At 62.8% G+C, this 21150-nt stretch carries 20 protein-coding genes; 13 read left to right on the plus strand and 7 right to left on the minus strand.

Annotated features, from left to right (window positions below; genetic code table 11):
• Positions 1-6: 6 nt before the first annotated feature.
• The 3 genes from ACZZ0Q_RS23055 to ACZZ0Q_RS23065 all read right to left on the minus strand — a co-directional run bounded on the left by ACZZ0Q_RS23055 (position 7) and on the right by ACZZ0Q_RS23065 (position 3579).
• Positions 7-1008, minus strand: coding sequence for a response regulator (locus ACZZ0Q_RS23055; RefSeq protein ID WP_463540635.1), 1002 nt, complete (start codon positions 1006-1008; stop codon positions 7-9).
• Between the two features lie 166 nt (positions 1009-1174).
• Entirely contained in the window at positions 1175-2455 is a 1281-nt protein-coding gene (locus tag ACZZ0Q_RS23060; RefSeq protein WP_463540634.1) for a nucleotide disphospho-sugar-binding domain-containing protein, read from the minus strand.
• Positions 2456-2652: 197 nt separating this feature from the next.
• Positions 2653-3579, minus strand: coding sequence for a GntR family transcriptional regulator (locus ACZZ0Q_RS23065; protein ID WP_463560961.1), 927 nt, complete (start codon positions 3577-3579; stop codon positions 2653-2655).
• A gap of 195 nt (positions 3580-3774) precedes the next feature.
• Here ACZZ0Q_RS23065 and ACZZ0Q_RS23070 point away from each other — a divergent pair, with 195 nt between their 5' ends.
• The 9 genes from ACZZ0Q_RS23070 to ACZZ0Q_RS23110 all read left to right on the plus strand — a co-directional run bounded on the left by ACZZ0Q_RS23070 (position 3775) and on the right by ACZZ0Q_RS23110 (position 12466).
• Positions 3775-4833, plus strand: a complete 1059-nt coding sequence (locus ACZZ0Q_RS23070) for a polyamine ABC transporter substrate-binding protein (protein ID WP_463540632.1) — start codon at positions 3775-3777, stop codon at positions 4831-4833.
• 167 nt (positions 4834-5000) lie between these two features.
• A complete protein-coding gene (locus ACZZ0Q_RS23075; protein WP_463540631.1) occupies positions 5001-5861 on the plus strand; it encodes an ABC transporter permease in 861 nt (286 codons plus the stop codon).
• Positions 5858-6664 carry an ABC transporter permease gene (locus tag ACZZ0Q_RS23080; RefSeq protein ID WP_463540630.1) on the plus strand — a complete coding sequence of 269 codons (807 nt, stop codon included), beginning with the start codon at positions 5858-5860 and terminating at the stop codon, positions 6662-6664. The genes ACZZ0Q_RS23075 and ACZZ0Q_RS23080 overlap by 4 nt, the downstream gene beginning before the upstream one ends.
• Positions 6665-6671: 7 nt before the next feature.
• Complete coding sequence (locus ACZZ0Q_RS23085) at positions 6672-7799, plus strand: ABC transporter ATP-binding protein (protein WP_463542267.1); 1128 nt, start codon at positions 6672-6674, stop codon at positions 7797-7799.
• 40 nt (positions 7800-7839) lie between these two features.
• Positions 7840-9123 carry a nucleotide disphospho-sugar-binding domain-containing protein gene (locus ACZZ0Q_RS23090; RefSeq protein ID WP_463560964.1) on the plus strand — a complete coding sequence of 428 codons (1284 nt, stop codon included), beginning with the start codon at positions 7840-7842 and terminating at the stop codon, positions 9121-9123.
• Positions 9116-9478: a cupin domain-containing protein gene (locus tag ACZZ0Q_RS23095; protein WP_463540629.1), complete on the plus strand. Its 363-nt coding sequence runs from the start codon at positions 9116-9118 to the stop codon at positions 9476-9478. The genes ACZZ0Q_RS23090 and ACZZ0Q_RS23095 overlap by 8 nt, the downstream gene beginning before the upstream one ends.
• Positions 9479-9585: 107 nt before the next feature.
• Complete coding sequence (locus tag ACZZ0Q_RS23100) at positions 9586-9930, plus strand: cupin domain-containing protein (RefSeq protein WP_122449875.1); 345 nt, start codon at positions 9586-9588, stop codon at positions 9928-9930.
• Positions 9931-9935: 5 nt separating this feature from the next.
• The gene (locus ACZZ0Q_RS23105; protein ID WP_463540628.1) at positions 9936-10934 is read left to right on the plus strand and encodes an aminoglycoside phosphotransferase family protein; all 999 of its coding nucleotides are present in this window, start codon (positions 9936-9938) and stop codon (positions 10932-10934) included.
• Positions 10935-10984: 50 nt separating this feature from the next.
• Positions 10985-12466, plus strand: a complete 1482-nt coding sequence (locus ACZZ0Q_RS23110) for an aldehyde dehydrogenase family protein (RefSeq protein WP_463540627.1) — start codon at positions 10985-10987, stop codon at positions 12464-12466.
• A gap of 23 nt (positions 12467-12489) precedes the next feature.
• Here ACZZ0Q_RS23110 and ACZZ0Q_RS23115 read toward each other — a convergent pair whose 3' ends face one another.
• From ACZZ0Q_RS23115 to cbiE, 3 genes are read right to left on the minus strand one after another with little or no spacing between them, the layout of a single operon-like run.
• Complete coding sequence (locus ACZZ0Q_RS23115; protein WP_463540626.1) at positions 12490-13248, minus strand: cobalt-precorrin-6A reductase; 759 nt, start codon at positions 13246-13248, stop codon at positions 12490-12492.
• Positions 13245-14342: a cobalt-precorrin-5B (C(1))-methyltransferase gene (locus ACZZ0Q_RS23120; protein WP_463540625.1), complete on the minus strand. Its 1098-nt coding sequence runs from the start codon at positions 14340-14342 to the stop codon at positions 13245-13247. Before ACZZ0Q_RS23120 ends, ACZZ0Q_RS23115 begins: the two co-directional genes overlap by 4 nt.
• A 3-nt stretch (positions 14343-14345) precedes the next feature.
• Positions 14346-15548: a precorrin-6y C5,15-methyltransferase (decarboxylating) subunit CbiE gene (cbiE, locus tag ACZZ0Q_RS23125; RefSeq protein WP_463540624.1), complete on the minus strand. Its 1203-nt coding sequence runs from the start codon at positions 15546-15548 to the stop codon at positions 14346-14348.
• Between the two features lie 113 nt (positions 15549-15661).
• On the opposite strand from cbiE, the gene cobG reads away from it, so the two are divergent.
• The 4 genes from cobG (at position 15662) to cobJ (ending at position 20206) form a co-directional block, all read left to right on the plus strand.
• Positions 15662-16990, plus strand: coding sequence for a precorrin-3B synthase (gene cobG / locus ACZZ0Q_RS23130; protein WP_463540623.1), 1329 nt, complete (start codon positions 15662-15664; stop codon positions 16988-16990).
• Positions 16990-17616, plus strand: coding sequence for a precorrin-8X methylmutase (locus ACZZ0Q_RS23135; RefSeq protein WP_122492295.1), 627 nt, complete (start codon positions 16990-16992; stop codon positions 17614-17616). Before cobG ends, ACZZ0Q_RS23135 begins: the two co-directional genes overlap by 1 nt.
• Positions 17616-18362 carry a precorrin-2 C(20)-methyltransferase gene (locus ACZZ0Q_RS23140; protein ID WP_463540622.1) on the plus strand — a complete coding sequence of 249 codons (747 nt, stop codon included), beginning with the start codon at positions 17616-17618 and terminating at the stop codon, positions 18360-18362. The genes ACZZ0Q_RS23135 and ACZZ0Q_RS23140 overlap by 1 nt, the downstream gene beginning before the upstream one ends.
• A 188-nt stretch (positions 18363-18550) precedes the next feature.
• Positions 18551-20206 (plus strand): precorrin-3B C(17)-methyltransferase, encoded by a 1656-nt coding sequence (gene cobJ, locus ACZZ0Q_RS23145; protein WP_463540621.1) that lies wholly within the window; start codon positions 18551-18553, stop codon positions 20204-20206.
• Here the strand turns inward: cobJ and ACZZ0Q_RS23150 are convergent.
• The gene (locus tag ACZZ0Q_RS23150; protein ID WP_463540620.1) at positions 20190-21095 is read right to left on the minus strand and encodes an SdiA-regulated domain-containing protein; all 906 of its coding nucleotides are present in this window, start codon (positions 21093-21095) and stop codon (positions 20190-20192) included. The genes cobJ and ACZZ0Q_RS23150 overlap by 17 nt on opposite strands.
• Positions 21096-21150 lie beyond the last annotated feature (55 nt).

Here is a 21150-nt window from a genome sequence, read left to right on the forward strand (position 1 = left end):
GGCGGCCTAGTTCATCAGATACGCGAGTTTTTGGTGCAGCAGCTGCACGGAATCTTCGCTGAACAGCATCAGCAAGTCGAAGTGAATGTCGTGCCCTTCCAGGCTGTAGCTGATTTCCACGGCCAGGGTTTTCTTGTTGCGCCGGCTGTTCACGTGAATCAGCTCATCGATAGCCAGGTGCTCGCCGAGAATTTGCGGATGGCTCTGGGAAAACACCACGTCGATCTGCTCGGCAATTCCCGACAGGCACGCGCCAATCAGCAGCGTGGAGAGGTCCAGGAGCATTTCCAGGTCGCCGCCGTCATTGCCGTCGCGGTGCAGCAGGGTGGCCATGTCGGCGATTTCGGAGTCATGAAAAATAAGCAGCGCTTCACCGGCGATGCCGCTGCCGATATAGCCCTGGCAGATGGCGGTCAGGCGCTCATCGCCACGTTGCACATCGGCCAGCGCCATGTGCAATTCGCCCACCTCCAACAGGTTGACGTTGGGCACCGGCAGTTGCACGAACACATCCAGCACCCGCGCCAGCAATGCACCGGCACGTCCGATGGCGACATTAACGGTTTCCTGCAGGGCGTCGCGAAAACTGGTGGGGTCACTGCTGGTCGATGCGCTGGCGGCGATGTCCTGCGGCGGTACAGCAAGCAGCCCGTGGGCCTGCAAGGTGTCGCGAAATTCGGCGGGGTCGAAGGGTTTGCGCAGAAATGCCAGTGCGCCCAGCTCCAGCACGCGGCGCCGCGCTTCTTCCTGCACGTCGGCGGAAATGACGATGATCTGCGCGTCCAGCCCCTCTTCGCGCACGGCGTTGAGCACCTGATAGCCGTCCATCACCGGCATGGTCAGGTCCAGCAGTACCACACGACCCAGGCCGTTGCGAATCGCCTCCAGCCCCGCCAGACCGTTGTCCACCTCGGTCACCGACACCGCCCATTCAGGCGGCAGCGCGCGCAGCAGCTGCTTTCGCACCATGCTTGAGTCATCGCAGACCAGCAGAGGAATTGAGGGCATTGCGGGTTTCTCTACGCGCTCGTACTACGCCGAAATCAGCTAACCGAGAAAGGTGGCGATAATGGCTCAATGATGGCAATTTCGTCCATGAAGAAATTGACATTCAAGACGGCAAATAGTGCGCCAAATGCCGTAGAAAGCTGGGTTTTCCAGGGAAAACAGCAGGTTATGTCGTCAACGCGAGAATGGCCTTTGCAGCCACGATACTGCCCGGATTGGCCTGCATAGTGGCACTGATGCCCTGCAAGCGAGCGGCCAGCGCCTCGTCTGCAAGCAATTGGCGCAGCGCGTCCGGCAGCGCCGCCAACGGTTCCGCAAAGCGCGGAAGGTAGGCGCCCACACCCACTTCTTCGGCACGACGGGCGTTGTCGTGGCCGTCCCAGCAATACGGAATCACCACCGACGGCAGGCCGAAGTACAGGGCCTCGCAGAAGCTGTTATTGCCGCCGTGATGCACGAACAGCCTGCATTCGCGCAGCACGGCGGGCTGCGGGAACCAGCTGTCGAGATAGACGTTGTCCGGCACGCTGTCGTACATCTCGCGGTACGCGCCGACGTTGATCAGAAAGCGGTACGGCAGGTCGGCAACGGTCGCGATCAGCCGCTTCATCATCTGCACATCGGCGGCGCCCAGGCTGCCGAAACTCACGTAAATCAGCGGGGCGTCGTTATGCGCCGGAAATTCGGGCACCACGTAAGGCGCCTCGGAGCGCACGCAGCCATCCAGGTACACATACCGCTCGGGCGTCAACGGCTGTTCACGTTTGTAACGAACCGGTGTCGGCGACAGCAGCAGGTTCAAATACGGCGAATCTTCGAGAAATTGCCCCGGCAGGTTTGGCGGGTGCTGGCAGCTGTCGAGAAAGCGCGCAAACCGCGCATGGGGTGGCGCCACCGCCTTGTGGTAACGGCTGACAAAGGCCTCGCGCCCCGCCTTGTCATCCGCCGCGCAGCCCGACAAATACGGCGGCACGGCCGCGTCGGGCAGCTCGGTTTCGGCACACGACACCATGCGCACCCATGGGCAGCCGGCGTTGCTGATGGCCGGAAAGGTGACCACGTTGTCGAGCACGATCACGTCGGGGCGCAAGCGGGCGAGCAGTTGCTGCAGCGGTTTTTCGGCGTCGATGGCGGTGTCGATGATCGCTTCCCAGGCCGGCGCCACATAACTGTCGATCTGCTCGAGCGGGGTTTGGTCGAAGTAGGGAATGTTCTTCTCGATGAAGGTTTCCCAGTAATGCTGGTGTTCCGCCGCCGACAATTTGGTTTGCGCAGGAATCGGGAATTCAGGAAAGCCGTACTCGGCGAAAATTCCCTGGAAATGGCCGTGGCAGATAAACACCGGCTTGGCGCCGAGCCCCTTGAGCACCTGCGCGATGCCGATGCAATTGAGCGCAGCACCAAAGCTGGCTTCAGGGAAAAAGGCGATCAAGGGGTGTTTGGGCATTCACACGAATCCGGCAGGGACATAGACATTTGCTTGAATCCACCGAGGCAAGATCGCCGGGTTAGCCGTGATCCATCCAGAATTCTGGATTGCGAATCGTCGGACCGACGCCTACGTGGGAAGACGGCGGATTTCAAAGCGCCTGGGTAAGGCTCGGTATTTTTTAGCACAAAAAAACCAGGCATGTAGGAATTTGCTTACCGGCGTAAGGGACCGATTTGCGGCACGCCACGGTTGGCCGTTTGCGGGCGCTGGGCCGAAGACAGGCGCAAATGCAGGCGCATCAGGTCGGCGGCGATCTCCAGCTGGCCCCGTTCGACGTGCTCGATGATGCGCAAATGTTCGCGCAAAGCTTCCTGCAACCGGTGCACGCTGACCATCGGCAGCAGGTTCGGCAAGCGGCGCAGCGCCTGGTGATGCAGCAGCGCATCGCGCAGAAATTGGTTGCCGCAGCTTTGCGCGATGCACTCGTGAAAGCTGATATCGAGTTCGCGAAATTGCTGGGTGTCGAAACTGCTGATGCCCTGATTTAACAGCGCTTCCATGCCTTCACGCAGCAGCGCCAAGCGCGCCAGATCGGCTTCGAAGCCTGGGCTGAGCAAGGCTTGGGGTTCCATCAGCAGGCGGTAATGGAGGCTGTCTTCCAGCGCGGCGAGGTTATTCAGCAGCGGCCGGAACAGCCACGACTGGCCCGGCCCGCGCTCGACTACCTGATTTTCGCTGAGCTGGGTGATGACCTTCTGCGCAGCCGGACGGCCAATGCTGTAGCGGCGCATCAGGTCGCTGACGCTGATGCTGCTGCCCAGGCGCCCGGCCATGCGGTCACGCAACACGGATGTCGCCAGGGCTTCTTCCTCGGCTTGCGGCAGCGCCGCACTCATCGCCGGGTCGGGCAGCGCCAGCAAGCTGTAGCCCTTGCCGGCTTCATGGCTGAGCAACTGTTCCTCTTGCAACAGCTTGAGCGCGGCGCGAACCAGGGTGCGCGACACCTGAAACGTGCGCGCCAGCGCCTGCTCAGACAGCGCCTGACCGACCACCAGACCACTTTCCTGCACGTGTTCAAGAATGCGCCGGGCCAATTCCAGGTGGTTGCCCCGTGGTTTTTTTTCGCTGCTGGTGGTCACGCCTGTTTATCCCTGCCGATCAGTGCTGGGCACCTTATTCCATAGGAGCGGTGGGCAACAACAACAGCGCACCGGGAAGAAAAAACCGTTGACACAGGAATTTTCCGGTCTTAATTTCGGAAAAAAAACATATTAGCTAAATTTTGCAGCACTGCCTTCGAACACCAACAACAACAGTCGTTAGGAGCGCGCAACATGAGTAAGCTGAAAAACCTGTTGTCTCTGGGTTTCGCTGTATCGCTGGCCGTATCGGCTCAAGCCGTCAGCGCCAAAGACCTGGTCATCTCCATCTGGGACGGCTACATGGCCCCCGATGCGCTAGACAAATTCAAGGCCGCCAGCGGCGTCGACACCGACAAAGCGCTGCACGCCACCAACGAAGAAATCATGGGCAAGCTGATGGCCAACGGTGGCGAAGGCTACGACGTGGTCTTCGTGTCTTCCCCGTTCGCCGAAGTGCTGCACAAGCAAGGTTTGCTGGCCGACATCGACCCGGCCAAAGTGCCCAATCTGAAAAACCTCTACCCCGAAGCCAACAAGCTTGAGTACGACATCGGCAACAAATTCTCCGTGCCGTACACTTGGGGTACCACCGGTATTTGCTACCGCTCCGACAAAATCGCCACCGCGCCCAGCAGTTGGAAAGAGCTGCTCAACCCCAGCGATGCGCTGAAAGGCAAAGTCACTCTGTTGGCCACCGACCGCTGGATGCTCGGCGCCGGTTTTCTTGCCAACGGCTGGTCGGTGAACGACGCCGATGCCAAGCACCTGGCCACCGTGCGTGACGAACTGATCGCCGCGAAGAAACGCATCCTGTCCTTTGACGACACCACCTTCTACTCCAAGCTCGCCTCCGGCGAAGCGTTGATGGCCCATGCCTGGGACGGCTGGTGCAACTACGGCACCACCGACAACGCTGCGATCAAATTCGTGGTGCCCAAAGAGGGCTCGGATTTGTGGGTCGACACCATGGTCGTGCTGAAAAGCTCCAAGCACCCCGAAGAAGCGTTCAAGTTCGTGAACTTCATGTTGGCCAAGGAAAACCACGCCTGGGTCGCGGAAAACATTCTCTACAAAGTGCCAAACCAGGCCGCCATGCAAGGGCTCTCGCCTGAGCTGCTGCAGAAATACCCCAACCTGACCACCACTCCAGCTGAGCTGCTGAAGATGGAGCAACTTCGCGACGTGGGTGGCTCAACCCAAAAGGCCTACACCCGCGCCGTCACCGAAATCATGGCGTCTGAGTCCAACTGACGGACTCCTGGGCGTCGGCCATACGGCGTTGAACGCGTGCCGAAAATGCTCACGTACTTAAGTACGCTGCGTTTTTTGCCCCACGTTCGCCTTGTCTGGCTCTAGCCCAGTAGCCCTCGATTTCAGGCAGCTATCGCTGCCTCAACCCAGCATTTCGAGAATCCTGAATGAGTTCATTGCACGCCGATAGGAAACTATCGGCCTGGCTGCTGACGCCCGGGCTTGGCTGGCTGCTGCTGTTTTTAGTGCTGCCGTGCCTGCTGGTGTTGGTCTACAGCTTCGTCGAGCGCGGTGCCTATGGCGGCATTGAGTGGACGTTCACCTGGGACAATTACCAGCGCGCGTTCGACCCGCTGTACCTGGGCATCTTGCTCAAGTCGGCAAAAATCGCCGCGCTGGCCACGTTGTTCGCGGTGCTGATCGGCTACCCGGCGGCGTATGCGATTGCCCGCGCGCCGCGCCACCGGCAGCCGGTTTATCTGTTTCTGGTGATGCTGCCGTTCTGGAGCAATTACCTGATCCGCACCTATGCCTGGATCGTGCTGCTCAACCGCGAAGGCCTGCTGAATAAACTGTTCAGCCTGCTGGGTTACACCGGCGACCCCATTAGCCTGCTGTACACCGAAAGCTCGGTGGTGCTGGGCCTGGTTTACAACTACATCCCCTTCGTGATTCTGGCGATTTACTCGTCGCTGTCGCGCATCAATGGCGAGCTGTGGGAAGCCTCGCGCGACCTCGGCGCGTCCGGTTGGATGACGTTTCGCCGGGTGATTCTGCCCCTGAGCGTGCCCGGTATCGCCGCCGGTTCCGTGTTTGTATTCGTGCTCAGCATCGGCAATTTCATCACCGCCGATTTGCTCGGCGGCAAACAGGTGCAGATGGTCGGCAACCTCATCTACTCGCAGTTCCTTACGGCGCGGGACTGGCCGTTCGGCTCGGCGCTGAGCTTTATCCTCATCGCCATCATGTTGCTGCTGTTGTTCGTGCAGGCGCTGCTGGCCCGTCGCGCAGCGGAGGGCAAAGCATGAGCCGCCAGACCATGACCAGTTCCACCGTACTCGGCGTGCATTTGTGGCTGGTGTACGCCTTTTTGTATGTGCCGATCCTGGTGCTGATTCTGCTGTCGTTCAACAAGTCCGGCCTGCCGACTTCATGGAGCGGTTTCTCCTTGAAGTGGTACAGCGCGCTGGCCAACAACAGCGCGGTGCTGTCGGCGGCGCTCAACACGCTGATCGTGGCCTTGAGCTCCACGGTTATCGCCTGTGTGCTCGGCACGCTGCTGGCCTTGGGCGTGGAATTGCGCCGCAAGGGCGACGACAAAGGCTACGTCGCCGACACCATGTTGATGGCGCCGATGATCATCCCCGACATCGTGCTGGCCATCGCCCTGTTGAGCTTTTTCAACCTGGTGAAGATGGGCCTGGGTCTGCATTCCATCGTGATCAGCCACGCGGTGTTCAACATCGCCTTTGTCTGCGCCGTGGTGCGCACGCGCCTCAAGCACTTCGACTATTCGATTCTCGAAGCCTCGATTGATCTGGGCGCCAGCTGGTTCACCACCCTGCGCCGCGTGCTGCTGCCGGCGATTTTTCCCGGCGTGATGGCGGGCGGATTGCTGGCGTTCACCCTGTCGGTGGACGAATTCATCATCGCCTTTTTTAACTCCGGCTCCGGCCAGGCTTCCACCACGTTGCCGATGCAGATCTACGCCATGATCCGCTTCGGTGTGACCCCCGAAATCAATGCCCTGGCAACGCTGGTGATGCTCGTCAGCATCACCGCGCTGTTGGTGTCGCAGCGCTTGAACAAGGCCCCGTCTCACCATGAATAAGATCGCCATGAATGAACCGGCCCTTCGCGAACGCGCGGCCGACGATATAAAAAACGTGCTGGTTCTGGACAAGGTCAGCAAGTCGTACGGCGAGCAGTTGGTGGCCGTCGACCAGGTGTCGCTGAGCATCCGCGAGAACGAATTCTTCGCCCTGCTCGGGCCGTCCGGCTGCGGCAAAACCACCTTGTTGCGCATGCTCGCCGGTTTCGAAACGCCGAGTGGCGGCTGCATTTACTTGGACGGCACCGACATCTCGCCGCTGCCGGCCAACAAGCGTCCTCTGAACCTGATGTTCCAGAGCTATGCGCTGTTCCCGAACATGACCGTGCGCAAGAACATCGCCTACGGCCTGGAGATGGAAAAGCTGCCCGCCGCTGAAGTTCGCCAGCGTGTGGACGCCGTGCTCGCCACCGCGCAACTGGGCGAGTTGGCCGAGCGCAAGCCCGACCAACTCTCTGGCGGCCAACGTCAGCGCGTGGCCCTGGCCCGTGCGCTGGTGAAACGCCCGCGCGTGCTGCTGCTCGATGAACCGCTTGGCGCGCTGGATAAAAAGCTGCGGGAAAAGATGCAGCTCGAACTCAAGCGCCTACAACACGAGAGCGGCATCACCTTCATCATCGTCACCCACGACCAGGAAGAAGCGTTGGTGATGTCCGACCGCATGGCCGTGCTCAATGGCGGCAAGGTCTGCCAATGCGGCTCGCCGGCCGAGCTGTATGAAAACCCCAACAGCCGCTTCGTCGCCAACTTCATTGGCGTGAGCAACATCCTCGAAGGCGTGCGCCAGACCGACAACAGCGTGGTGGTGCGTAACCGCAGCCTCAAGGTGGAGTCGGCGGTGGGCGAGCTTACGGGTGAAGCGGTGGCGCTGGTGATCCGTCCCGAGCGCTTGCAGGTGCTCAGTTCGACCACGCCGCTGGCCGACGAACAAGCCTGCGTCAATCAGGTAGACGGGCAGATTGTGGAAGTCGCCTACCACGGCCTCGACACCAACCTGCACGTGCAGACCGCACTCAGCGACAAGCCGCTGATCGTGCGCGTGCCCTCTTCGCAAGTGGACAACGCCCGGTTCGAGCAGGGCGCCAGCATTCGTCTCGGCTGGCAGACGCGGCATGCCCGCGTGCTGACCCGCTAGGCGCAAACCACCCTTTTACGTTCGGCAGGAGTAAGGCGTCATGAAGCAAAAGGTCATCGCTTTTTTTCCCGAGGCGGCATACGGCCCGGCATTGAATTCCGTGGGCATCGCCCAGGCGTGCGAAGCGCTGGGGCACAAGGCGGTGTTTCTCACCGACCCGGGCATGAGCGGCGTGTATTCGGGTTACGGCTTTGAAGAGCACATGGTGAATATGTCGGCGCCGATGCCGGCAGAAGAAATGGCCAAATACTGGGTCGACTTCATCAACGGCCACATCCCCAATTTCCGCAAATCGCCGCTCGAGCAAATTCCCAACTACGTGAAGGAATGCTGGGCTGCCATCGTCGAAACCGCCAAGTGGGCTGAGAAGGATTTGCCCGGCGTGCTGGCACAGGTGCAGCCGGACCTGATCTGCGTCGACAACGTGATTCTGTTCCCGGCCATCAAGCAATACGGCAAGCCGTGGGTGCGGATTATTTCCTGTTCGGAAAACGAGATCGAAGACCCGGATATTCCGCCGCATTTGTCGGGCATGAGCGTGCACGACAAAGCTGGTCACGCTGAATTCCGTCGTCGCTTCGAAGAAGAAGTCGGCCCCATCCACGCCGACTTCAACGAGTTTCTGGTCGCCCACGGCGAACAGCCTTACCCGCTCGGCACCTTCTTCGAAGCCTCGCCGTTTATGAACCTATTGCTCTACCCGGACCCGGTGAAGTTCCAGCGTCGTCACGCGCTACCGCCCGAGCAGTTTCACTACCTGCAAGGCTGCGTGCGCGCCGACAAGCCGTACGACATCCCCGCGTTCAAAGCCAACAACGACAAGCCGCTGCTGTACGTCAGCTTTGGCAGCCTGGGTTCGGGCGATGTCGACTTGCTCAAGCGCCTGATTGTGGCCATCGGCAAGCTGCCCTACCGCGCGCTGTTCAACGTCGGCGAGCACCTGGAGGAATACACCGACCTGCCGGACAACGTGCTGATTTCCAATTGGTACCCGCAGCCGTCGGTGATCGAAAAGGTCGACGCGGTGATTCACCACGGCGGCAACAACAGCTTCACCGAATGCCTGTTCTTCGGTAAGCCGGCCATCGTTATGTCGTACGTCTGGGACGGCCACGACAACGCCATGCGCGCTGAAGAAAGCGGCCACGGCTTCCGCCTGGATCGCTACGAATGGAGCGAGGCCGACCTGGCCGCCAAGCTCGACGCCTGCCTCACCGACAGCGCCATGCAAGCGCGCTTGAAGCAAACCAGCGCTTACATGCAATCACGCAAAGGCCCGCAAGACGCGGCCAAAATTCTCGATGGACTGCTCAACAATGACTGAAGCCAATACCCCCACAGCGCCCGCGCTGTGCGGCGTCAGCACGCGCACCGACCTGGTCGACTGGGGCGTGCAAAGCGATGCCGTGGAAGGCGTTTCCCACTCCAGCGGCCGCCTGCTGTTCAAAGGTCCGAACAACAGCCCGGAAACCGGCTTATGGGTGTGCACGCCTGGGCGCTGGCGCCTGTCGATTCCCCGCGACGAGCTGTGCCATTTCGTCAGCGGCCGCGCCACCTACCGCGAAGACAACGGCGAAGTGATCGAGGTGAAAGCCAACACCCTCGTGCTGTTTCCCGCCGGCTGGACCGGCGAATGCCACGTGCAGGAAACCATTCGCAATTTGTACATGCTGGCCTGAACCAACACACCAAACCCGTAGGAGCGAGCTTGCTCGCGAAGCGCTTGCTCTAAGAGCTTCGCCAGCAAGCTGGCTCCTACAAGAAGCGTATTTAAGGACTTAAAACCATGACCACCCCACACCTCTACAACCCGCTCGAAATCACTGACCTCAAAGACTGGGGCACCATCCCGACCATGCTCGAAGGCGAGTCGAAAGTCTCCGGCGTGGTGCTGCACAAAGGCCCTGAAGGCCAGTCGGAATGCGGCATCTGGGTGTGCACGCCGGGCAAGTGGTTCTGCCATGTGACCAGCGACGAGTTCTGCCATTTCCTCGAAGGCAGCAGCACCTATGTGCATGAGAACGGCGAGGTGATCGAGATTAAACCGGACACCGCTGCCTTCTTTCCAAAGGACTGGAAAGGCACCTGCACGGTCCACGAAACCATCAAAAAGGTTTACATGATCCGGTGATCACCATGGCCGACACCTACGCCCGCCCTGAACAACGCCGCGCCTTTCTGGCCGGCGCCGGGTACGCCAGCAGTCGCCTTGAGGCGTTGCCGATGGACGCGTCGCGGCGCTGCTATTTCCGCCTGCCCCAGGCCGACTTGTTGCTGATGGATTCGCCGCCTGGCCTGGAACCCATCGTGCCGTTTCTGACCGTGGCCATGCACCTGCGCGAGCTGGGTTTGTCGGCGCCCCATGTGCTGGCCAGCGACGCGGCAGCCGGCCTGGCGCTCATTGAAGATTTCGGCCAAGCCACCTACACACGCCTGCTGGGCATGGGTTACGCCGAACAGCCGCTGTATGAACTGGCGGTTGATGCCTTGGTGCACTTGCATCAGGCGCCACGAGCGTTGGCCGTTGATGTGCCGGCGTATGACCTGGAAGTGCTGTTGGCCGAGGCCGTGCTGTTTATCGACTGGTACGCGCCGCTGCTTGTGGATAAGGCCGCCGCGCGGGCCTTGCGCGAGCCGTTCCTGGCGGTCTGTGCGCAACTCGCCAGCGCTGTGGCCACACGTCGCGAGGCCTTGGTACTGCGCGATTTCCATGTGGATAACCTAATGCGCCTGGACGGTCAGACCGGCGTTCGGGCCTGTGGATTATTGGATTTTCAGGACGCCCTGATCGGCTCCTGTGCCTACGACCTGATGTCGCTACTCGAAGACGCCCGCCGCGACGTGCCGGAAACCCTGCGCGACCACCTGCTCACCCGCTACCTGGCCCAGCGCCCGGAGATAGACACCGAGCAGTTTGGCGCGGATTACCCGGTATTGGCGGCGCTGCGTCACGCCAAGGTGGCCGGGATTTTTGTGCGCCTGGCACAGCGCGACGGCAAGCAGCATTACCTGGCCCATGTACCGCGCGTAATCGCTTTGCTGGACCGCGCCTTGCGCATGCCAGCGCTCTTGCCTCTGCGTGAATTTCTCGACCGCGAATTACCCGGCTGGGCGCAACCGCTGCCCGCCCACTGACTTTTCCTCGGGCGGTGGATAACCCGTCTACCGCCCCGCCTGGAGCCGCTATGAATCACTTCATCAATCCCGACTTCACCACGCCGCACAGCCAACGCCTGCGCGACATCATCAACCCCGCCACGCTGGAGAAGGTGGGCCAGATCGCCCTGGGCGACGAGGCCGATGTGAACAGCGCCATCGCAGCCGCCAATGCCGCGCAAAAGCAGTGGCGCAAGGTCGATGCAAAGAGCCGCGCCGCGCTGTTGCACCAACTGGCCAACGCCATTGAAAGCGAGGTGGCGGTCAACCGCGAAGCCGGCCGTTTGATGACGCTGGAGATGGGCAAACCCTTCCCCGAAGCCATGGGCGAGTTGGCCAACTGCGCACCGATTTTCCGCTACTACGCCGAGATGGCCCGCGACGATGCCGGCAAAGTCGCCGGCACCACGCAACTGGGCTCGTTCCAGCATGTGCGCTACGACGCCATGGGTGTGAGCGTGCACATCATGCCGTTCAACTTTCCGGTGCTGCTGATGTGCTGGACCGTTGCCGCCTCGCTCGCCGCTGGCAACGCCTGCATCATCAAACCCGCCGAAGCCACCACGCTGTGCACGCTGAAATTCATGGAGCATTTGCGCGTATTGCCGGCCGGTTTGGTCAGCTGCGTGGCAGGCGATGCGACTACCGCGCAGTTGCTGATTCAATCTGAAGGCACCCACGCCGTGGCGTTTACCGGCAGCGTGGCGGCTGGTAAAGCGGTGGCCATGGCCTGCGCCGAGCGCATGAAACCCTGCGTGATCGAAGCGGGCGGCAGCGATGCGCTGATCGTCTCCAAACACGCGCCGCTGGACGTGGCCGTGGCCGGTTCAGTGACGGCGGCGTTTCACCTCACCGGACAAATCTGTACCTCGGCCGAGCGTTTTTTTGTGGTCGACGACATTCACGATGCGTTCGTCGAACGCTTCGCCGCCATGACGCAAAAACTGCGCATCGGACATGGCCTGGAACACAGCGAAATTGGGCCGCTGGTGAGCGAGGCGGCGCGCGACAAAGTGATGCGGCTGGTCGCCGACGCGGTGGCCAAAGGTGCCACCGTGGTGTGCGGCGGGCGCATTCCGCCGAGCCAACCAGTGGGCTGGTACTACGAGCCGACCATTCTTACTGGGGTTACCCAGGCCATGGATATCCTCCACGAAGAATGCTTCGGCCCGGTGGCGGCGATCTGCAAAGTGGCGGATTTTGACGAAGCCGTGCGCCTGGCCAACGACTCCAGCTTCGGCCTTGGCGCCTCGTTGTTTTCTACTGATTTGGGCGAAGCCATGGAAGCGGCCGACCGCCTGGAAGCGGGCATGGTGTGGGTAAACAACCCGCTAATCGACAACGACGCCCTGCCCTTTGGCGGCTGGAAAATGTCTGGCATGGGCCGCGAACTCGGGCGCCAGGGGCTCGACGCTTTCCGTCGCTCGAAGATGGTGATCATCGACCACCAACCGCAGATTCACGAATGGTGGTACCCGTACAAAGACGAGGTTTTTTACCGCGAAGGCTGAAAAAATCGCGGCTAAACCCGCTCCTACAGACTGCGCGTTCCTGTAGGAGCGGCTTCAGCCGCGATGCTCTTCAGCGCCTCCAGCAACGCCCACCCCTCGCTAAATTCCCGCTCCACCGCCGGCAACACCGGCCGCCGCAGCACCAGCACCGGTACACCCAACTCGCGCGCCACCTGCAATTTCGGCTCGGTGCTCTGACTGCCGCTGTTTTTGCTGATCAACACGTCGCAGCTCAACTGCGCAAACAGTTCACGCTCGCTTTCCAGGGAAAACGGTCCGCGCGCGCCGATGATGTCGGCGCGCTGGGTCGGCGGCTGGCTGTGCAGGCAGCGCACGGTCCAGTGCTGGTGATGGGGAATTTCGTCGAGGTGTTCCAGCGGTTCGCGGCCCAGGGTGAACAGCGGGCGCTTGAACGGCGCGAGGCTGTGGATAAGGTCGTTCCAGTCGGCCACTTCGCGCCAATCATCGCCGGCCTGCGCCTGCCAACCGGGACGGCGCAGCGCCCAGCATGGGACACCAGCAAGCTGGGCAGCGCGCGCAGCGTTGGCGCTGATTTGCGCGGCGTACGGGTGAGTGGCGTCGACCAGCAAACCAATGCCGTTGGCGGTAATGAATTGCGCCAGCCCTTCGGCGCCGCCATAGCCGCCGACGCGCACTTGGCAGGGCAAATCATCCGGCACGCGAGCCAGGCCGGCGAGGCTATAGATGTCGTTCGCTTGTAGTTGCCGGGCCAGCGCCAGCGCCTCGGCCACGCCGCCGAGCAGCAGCACGTTGGGCCTCATTGCCCGGCGCCCGCGTAGCCGACGACGCCGCCCTGGCGGTCGATGGCGAACACCTCCACCTGCACGGTCGCCGGCACGATGCTTTGGGCGAATTTCAAGGCATGGGCGCACACCGCATTGCCCAGCTCAATGCCTTCGGCACTGGCCAGCGCCAGCGCTTGCTGGCTGGTGTTGCTGGCGATGATTGCCTGCTGAAGCGCGGCACTGGCGCCGATGGCGGCGGCCCACTTGGCCAACTGCGGCAGGTCGATGCTGGAGTGGCGGCTGTGCAGGTCCATATGCCCGGCCGCCAGTTTGCTGATTTTGCCGAAGCCGCCGCACAGGCTCAGTTTCGCCACAGGCGCGATGCGCAAATGCTTGAGCACAGCGCCAACGAAGTCGCCCATTTCCACCAGCGCGGTGTCGTCGAGTTGGTAGTGCTGGCGCATGCGGTCTTCGCTGGCGTTGCCGGTGCAAGCGGCCAGGTGGGTGAAGCCGTTGGCGCGGGCGACATCAATGCCTTGGTGAATGGAGGCGATATACGCCGCGCAGGAAAACGGTCGCACGATGCCACTGGTGCCGAGGATGGACAGGCCGCCCAAAATGCCCAGGCGCGGGTTCATGGTTTTCAGCGCCAGCGCTTCACCGTTTTCCACGCAGGCCGTCACTTCGAAGCCCCCGCCGTAGCCGTGCTCGATGGCCAAGCTGAACAGGTGGCTGGTGATCATTTGCCGTGGCACCGGGTTGATTGCCGGCTCACCCACGGCGAGGGTCAGGCCCGGTTTGGTCACGGTGCCGACGCCAGGGCCGGCGAAAAACGCCACGCCAGGTTCGGCGCGCAGACGCACGCGGGCGAACACCAGGGCGCCGTGGGTAACGTCGGGATCATCGCCGGCATCTTTGAGCGTGCCGGCTTCGGCGCCGTCTTCGAAGGGCCGGCAAAACTCCAGGCGCATCAGCACTTCGCGGCCTTTGGGCAGCACAATTTCCACGGCGTCGCTGACCGTGCCCGCGAGCAACAACCGCGCCGCCGCCAGGCTGGTTGCGGTGATGCAACTGCCGGTGGTGTAGCCGCTTCGCAGCGGCGCGGGTTGTTCGGGGGTTTCGTCGCGCATGGCTCAGGGCTTCACGGCGTATAGCAGGGTGATGGGCAGCGCAGCGCGCCAGGTGTCGAAATCGCCCAAGGGTAGCGCCTGGGCCACGCTGATGCGGGTGAGTTCACCGCCATGCTGCTCGCGCCAGGCCACCAGTGCCGCTTCGCTTTGCAGCGTTACGGCGTTAGCGACCAATCGGCCGCCGGGCCGCACATGGGCCCAGCAATGCTCCAGCACGCCGGGAATGGTGACGCCGCCGCCAATGAAAATGGCGTCGGCTTGCGGCAAGCCTTGCAGCGCCTCGGGTGCATGGCCGGCGACCAACTGCAGACTCGGTACACCGAGGGCGTCGCGGTTGTGCGCGATCAAGCCCTGGCGTTCGGCATTGGCTTCCACGGCAATCGCGCGGCAGCTGGGGTGGGCGCGCATCCATTCAATGCCGATGGAGCCGCAGCCGGCGCCCACGTCCCATAGCAACTCACCGGGCATGGGCGCCAGGCGGGCCAAGGTGATGGCGCGCACGTCACGCTTGGTCAGTTGGCCATCGTGGGCGAAGGCGCTGTCGGGTAAACCCGGCGTCAGGGGCAGCAAGCGGGCGTCGGTATCCGCGATGCAGTCGATGGCCAGCACATTCAGCGCCGCGACTTCCGGCAAGGCCCAGGCGCCGGCGACACCGTCGATGGCCCGCTGCAATGGGCCGCCCAGGTGTTCCAGCACGCGCAACCGACTGCCGCCGAAACCGCGCTGGACCAATAATTGAGCGATGGTCGCCGGACTGGAGCCGTCGTTACTCAGCACCAGCAGACGCTGGCCGGGATGGATATGAGCGTTCAAGGCGGCAACGGGGCGGGCAACCACAGACAAGCAGGTGACCTCTTGCAACGCCCAGCCCAGCTGCGCGGCCGCGAGAGAGAACGACGACGGCGCCGGGTACACCTGCATTTCAGCAGCCGGCACCTGGCGCGCCAGGCTGGCGCCGACGCCGAATAGCATCGGGTCGCCGCTGGCCAGCACGCACACCGGCGTGCCTTGCGCCGCGAGCACCGGGCCAAGGCTGAACGGACTCGGCCAGCCCTGACGTTCGGCGTTCAGGCAGTGCGGCAGCAGTTCCAGCTGACGCGGGCTGCCGATGATCAGGCGCGCCTGGAGCAAGGCCCGGCGCGCAGGCTTGCCCAGACCGCTGTAGCCGTCTTCGCCAATTCCCACCACTGTCAGCCACGCCGCCATGGGCACTCCTTTTAAACCGCCGACAAGCAGGCTTTTCCTGGGGTCGGGCAAAGCGGGCATAATAGCGCGTTCGTCGGCACCCACAGCCAGCCACAGCGAACCAGTGAGCCTTTTTGAATAACGTCCAGCCCAAGCCCAACGCGCCCCTGCCACGCCATACCGCGTGCCCGGGTTTGCTGCGCATTGTGCAGGCGCTCGACGGCGGCATTTGCCGGGTGAAATTACCGGGCGGGCGGCTGAGCGTGGCTCAGGCGTTAGCGATTAGCGCCGCTGCCGAACGTCATGCCAGCGGCGTGCTGGAAATCACCAACCGCGCCAACCTGCAGATTCGCGGCGTGCGTGCCGGTGAAGAGCAGGCGCTGATCGCCGCATTAGTAGCGGCTGAGCTGGGCCCGCGCAGCGCTGGCGCTGATGACGTGCGCAACGTGATGCTCAGCCCGGCCGCGGGCGTCGATGCTCTGCAATTGCTTGATGTTCGTCCCCTCGCCGACCAGCTACTCAGCCTGCTGGAAACCGAGGAATCGCTGCATCAGCTTTCAGCCAAATTCGCCGTGCAACTGGACGGCGGCGAGGGCATGGCGATGCTTGAGCATCACCACGACCTGTGGCTAAGCGCGCTGGCTGACGGCCGTTTTGTCTTCGGTCTGGCTGGCGAACCCCAAGGCGCCCTGGCAGCGGTAAATACCGAACAGGTGCCGGCGCTGGTGCAAGCGTGTCTCGAACTATTTCTGCAACGCGCCAGTGCCGAACACACACGCATGCGCCATCTTTTGGCGACGTGGCCGACGGCGGCCTTTCTTGCCGAGCTGCAACAGCGCTTGCCGTTCGCCTTGCAGCAAGACGCCGCCGTTAGCCATTGGCGTCACGCGCCTGCCCAAGCCTGGGCGCATCTCGGCGTTCGCCCGCAACGGCAGCCGGGCCTGGTGATGGTCGGCGCCGCGCCCACGCTTGGGCGAATCTCGGCGCAACAGTTGGCCGCCGTCGCTGCGCTAGCCCGTGATTCGGTGTACCTCACGCCCTGGCAAAGCCTGCTGCTGCGCGAGGTGCCGCACAACGAGGCGCGAGGCCTGGCCCAGCAGTTGAACGCGCTGGGTTTACTCACCGACAGCGCCGCCCCATTGGCGCGCTTAGTGGCCTGTAGCGGTTCCACCGATTGCAGCAAAGGCCTGGCCGACAGCAAAGGCGACGCCCTGCTGCTGGCCGACGTCCTCGCCCAACGCACTATCGCCATCGAGCAGGTGCACCTCAGCGGTTGCAGTCGCTCGTGCGCTGCCGCCCACACCGCACCGCACACCTTGCTGGCCGTCGCGCCTGGCCGTTACGACCTTTACCAACGGGACACTCACCTCAGCGGTTTCGGCCGCGTGCTGGCCCGTCATCTGACTATTCTTGAAGCCGCCGACACACTGGCCGCGCTGCCCGACCCCATGGAAGCCCTTTGATGCTTGAGTACATCCGCGATGGCCAGGAAATTTACCGCCACTCGTTTTCCATCATCCGCGCCGAAGCCGACCTGAGCGGCATTCCAGCCGACCTGGAAAAACTCGCCGTGCGCGTGATTCACGCCTGCGGCATGGTCGATGTGGTGCAAGACCTGCGCTTCTCGCCGGGCGCCGGCACGGCCGGGCGCAACGCCCTGGCCGCCGGCGCGCCGATTCTGTGCGATGCCCGCATGGTTTCTGAAGGCGTGACGCGCACTCGTCTGCCGGCCAACAATCAGGTGATCTGCACACTCAATAATGAAGGCGTGCATGACCTCGCCCGCGAGCTGGGCAACACCCGCTCGGCCGTGGCACTCGAACATTGGCGCGCGCATATGGAAGGCGCCGTGGTGGTGATCGGCAACGCGCCGACCGCGCTGTTCTATCTGCTGGAAATGCTCGATGCCGGCGCGCCGAAGCCGGCGCTGATTCTCGGTTTCCCCGTAGGTTTTGTGGGCGCAGCCGAATCGAAAGACCTGCTCGCCGCCGACAGCCGTGGCGTGCCGTACGTGATCGTGCGGGGCCGCCGGGGTGGCAGCGCCATGGCCGCCGCCGCGGTCAACGCCCTGGCCACGGAGGTGGAGTGATGCACGCAAAAGGTCGCCTGCTGGGCATTGGCGTTGGGCCGGGTGATCCGGAACTGATCACCCTCAAAGCCTTGCGCTTGTTACAAGCCGCGCCGGTGATTGGCTACTTCGTGGCGAAAGCCAAAGTTGCCGCCGGCCAGCATGGCAACGCCTTCGGCATCATCGCCGGGCACCTGACCGAGGCGCAGCAGCGCCTGCCGATGGTGTATCCGGTGACCACCGAAAAGCTCGCCCCGCCGCTGAGCTACGAGAACATCATCAGCGACTTCTACGACACCTGCGCCGAGCAGATTGCCGAGCACCTGGAAGCCGGCCGCGATGTGGCGGTGATCTGCGAAGGTGACCCGTTCTTCTACGGTTCCTACATGTACCTGCACGACCGCCTCGCCAGCCGCTACCCCGCTGAAGTGGTGCCGGGGGTGTGCTCCATGCTGGGCGGCGCCTCGGTGCTGGGCATTCCGCTGGTGTATCGCAACCAGAGTTTGGCGGTACTGAGCGGCGTGTTGCCGGCCGACGAGCTGAAACAACGCCTGGCCGCCACCGACGCCGCCGTGGTGATGAAACTGGGGCGCAACTTCGACAAAGTGCGTGGCGTGCTCGAAGAACTGGGCCTGGCTGGCCGGGCGAAATACGTGGAGCGCGCGACCATGGAGAACCAACGGATTGTGCCGCTCGATGAAGTGGAGCCGATGGCCTCGCCGTATTTTTCGTTGATTATCGTGCCGGGAGAAAAGTGGCAGGCGTGAGGTAAGCGTTTCGCCGCTGCCCTCTCCCCCAGCCCCTCTCCCGCAAGCGGGCGAGGGGAGCTAATCGGTGACTGGTTTGGAACCGCGTTCGCAGACTCACCACAATTCAGTCCCCTCGCCCCTCGGGGAGAGGGTTAGGGAGAGGGGGCCGCACAAACGCCACCCGCCCGCCGACCACCGGAGCCTTTATGTCCCCCGCCATCATCATCCTCGGCACCGGCGCCCTGACCACTGCGCGGCGCATTCAAACCTTGTATCCCGACGCGCAGGTGTACGGCCTTAACGGGCGCGTAAGCGCCGATATCGGCTACAGCGATTTCGGCAACACGCTCCGTGAGTTGTACCAAAGCAACCGGCCGATCATCGCCCTGTGCGCCGCCGGCATCGTCATCCGCTGCCTGGCGCCACTGCTGCAAACCAAAGGCGCCGAACCGCCTGTGCTCGCCGTCGCCGAAGACGGCAGCGCCGTGGTTCCGCTGCTGGGCGGCCTGGCGGGGGTAAATACTCTGGCACGGGAAATTGCCGCCGCGCTGGCCGTGGCGCCGGCCATTACCACCAGCGGCGAGCTGCGCTTCGACACCTGCGTGCTCAACCCGCCAAGTGGCTATGTGCTGGGCGATATCGAGCAGGGCAAACGCTTTGTTTCGTCATTGCTCGGCGGTGAAAACGTGCGCATCGACGGCGCGGCGCCCTGGCTGGAACAGGCCCGCCTGCCGCTGGCCGACGACGCCCAGCTGCGCATTCGCATCAGCACCGATGCCATCAGCAGCGCCGACGAATTACTAATCCATCCGCGCAGCGTAGTGGCGCTCAACCCGCCCGCCGATGGGCAAGCCATCGAACACAGCCTGAGCGCCGCCGGCATCAGCGCCCATGCCCTCGCCTGCCTGCTGTGCCCACGTGAACGAATGACCGACGGCGCCCTGCACGCCACCGCCGAACAGCTCGGCGTGCCACTGCGGTTCAATGACGAACTGGCCTTGAGCGAGGCGCACCGTCTGTTGGAAAGCGAAGGCATGACGTTGGCAATCGCCGCGCAACCCGTGGTTATCCAAAGCCTCGGCCAGCCTCGTGGCAGGCTGACCGTCGTGGGTCTTGGCCCTGGCGACGCCGCCTTCACCGCGCCGGCCGTGAAGCGTGCCCTGGAAGAAGCCGAAGACGTGCTCGGCTACGAAACCTACGTGACCATGGCCGGCCCGTTCCGCGCGGACCAGGTGCTGCACAACAGCGACAACCGCGAAGAACTCGCGCGCTCCCGCCATGCTTTCGAATTGGCAGCGAGCGGTCGGCGGGTGGTGGTGGTGTCGTCCGGCGACCCGGGCGTATTCGCCATGGCCGCAGCGGTCCTGGAAGCGCTGGAAGCCAGCAGCGATGCGCAGTGGCATGCCGTTGAATTGCAGGTATTGCCTGGGGTGTCCGCCTCGCTGGCCACCGCCGCCAAAGCCGGCGCGCCATTGGGCCATGACTTCTGCATGATCTCCCTTTCAGACAACCTCAAGCCGTGGGACGTGATCGAGCTGCGGCTGAAACACGCCACCCTCGCCGACCTGGCGCTGGCCTTCTACAACCCGATTTCCCGCGCCCGCCCGTGGCAGTTGGGCCGTGCGTTGGATGTGGTGCGCGAACAACGCAGCCCCGAAACGGTGGTGGTGCTCGGCCGCGACATCGGCCGCCCCGCCGAAGCGCTGACTGTGACCACACTCGGCGAGCTGACCCCGGAAATGGTCGACATGCGCACCATGGTCATCATCGGCTCCAGCACCACCCGCCGCTTCGCCAAGGCCGGCAGCGCGGTGGATTGGGTGTATACGCCGAGGTCGTATCCGGCTACTCGCTCTTCTTGAACCGATAAAACAGGTTCGGCTCGCTGACCAGAAACAGATCGCCATTGCTGCCCATGGCCATGCCTTCGGCCTGCGGAATGTCGGCTTTCAGGCCCTGATTGCCGGCGCGCAGGTTGAGGCTGCTGAGGGGCTCGCCTTTCTGATCCAGCTCGACGACCATTTTCGACTCGTCCGACAGCGCCCACAGATGCTGGGTGCTCACATCGTAATAGAGGCTTGAGAGGTCGGTGAGAAACAGGCGTTTGTCGCGCTCCGGGTCGGTGCGTACTTGCAGGCGCAGCGGGCCGGGGCCGTGTTGCATAAAGCCGCTGACTTCGAAGATGCGCATGGGGTCGCGTTCTTTGGCGATGAAGAGACGCTGGTTGGCCGAGTCGTATGCCAGGCCCTCGAAGCCTTTGTTTTCTTCGCCGACGCTGCTCAGGTCGAGCTGATGGGCGTTGATGGGGTCGTTGATGTTGATGACGGTGGTGTCTTCGTTCACATGCACTTCGGTGAGCCGGCGACGGCGCTCTTCGACGATCACATACACGCCGGGCCGGATGTATTCGATGGCCTCCGGGTCTTTGAAACCTTCAAGGGGAATGCGCCGTAGCACCTGGCCTTCCAGCGACAGCTCAAGGAAATGGGGTCGTTGGTTGGTGACGCTGACCAGGGTGTTGCGCTCGGGATCGTACGACAGGGCCGACACATTGGTTTCATCGCCAATGGTGCGACCTTCAATGTCAACGTAATAACCCGGCAGCCGTTGCGCGCTGGCGGGGTCTTCCGCTTGTTCAAGCTGAAACCAAATACGCTCGAAGTAACGGTTGTGCTGGGCCATTGCCGCAGTGCTGACCAGCGCCAAGGCCAAACAACCTTGCACCGCTCGGGAAGCAAACAGGCCTTTCATTTCATGCTCCGCTCTGGCTGAAGTGCCGCCGAGTATGGCGGGCGGCTATTACAGG

It is taken from the genome of Pseudomonas sp. AC070, from assembly GCF_979258635.1.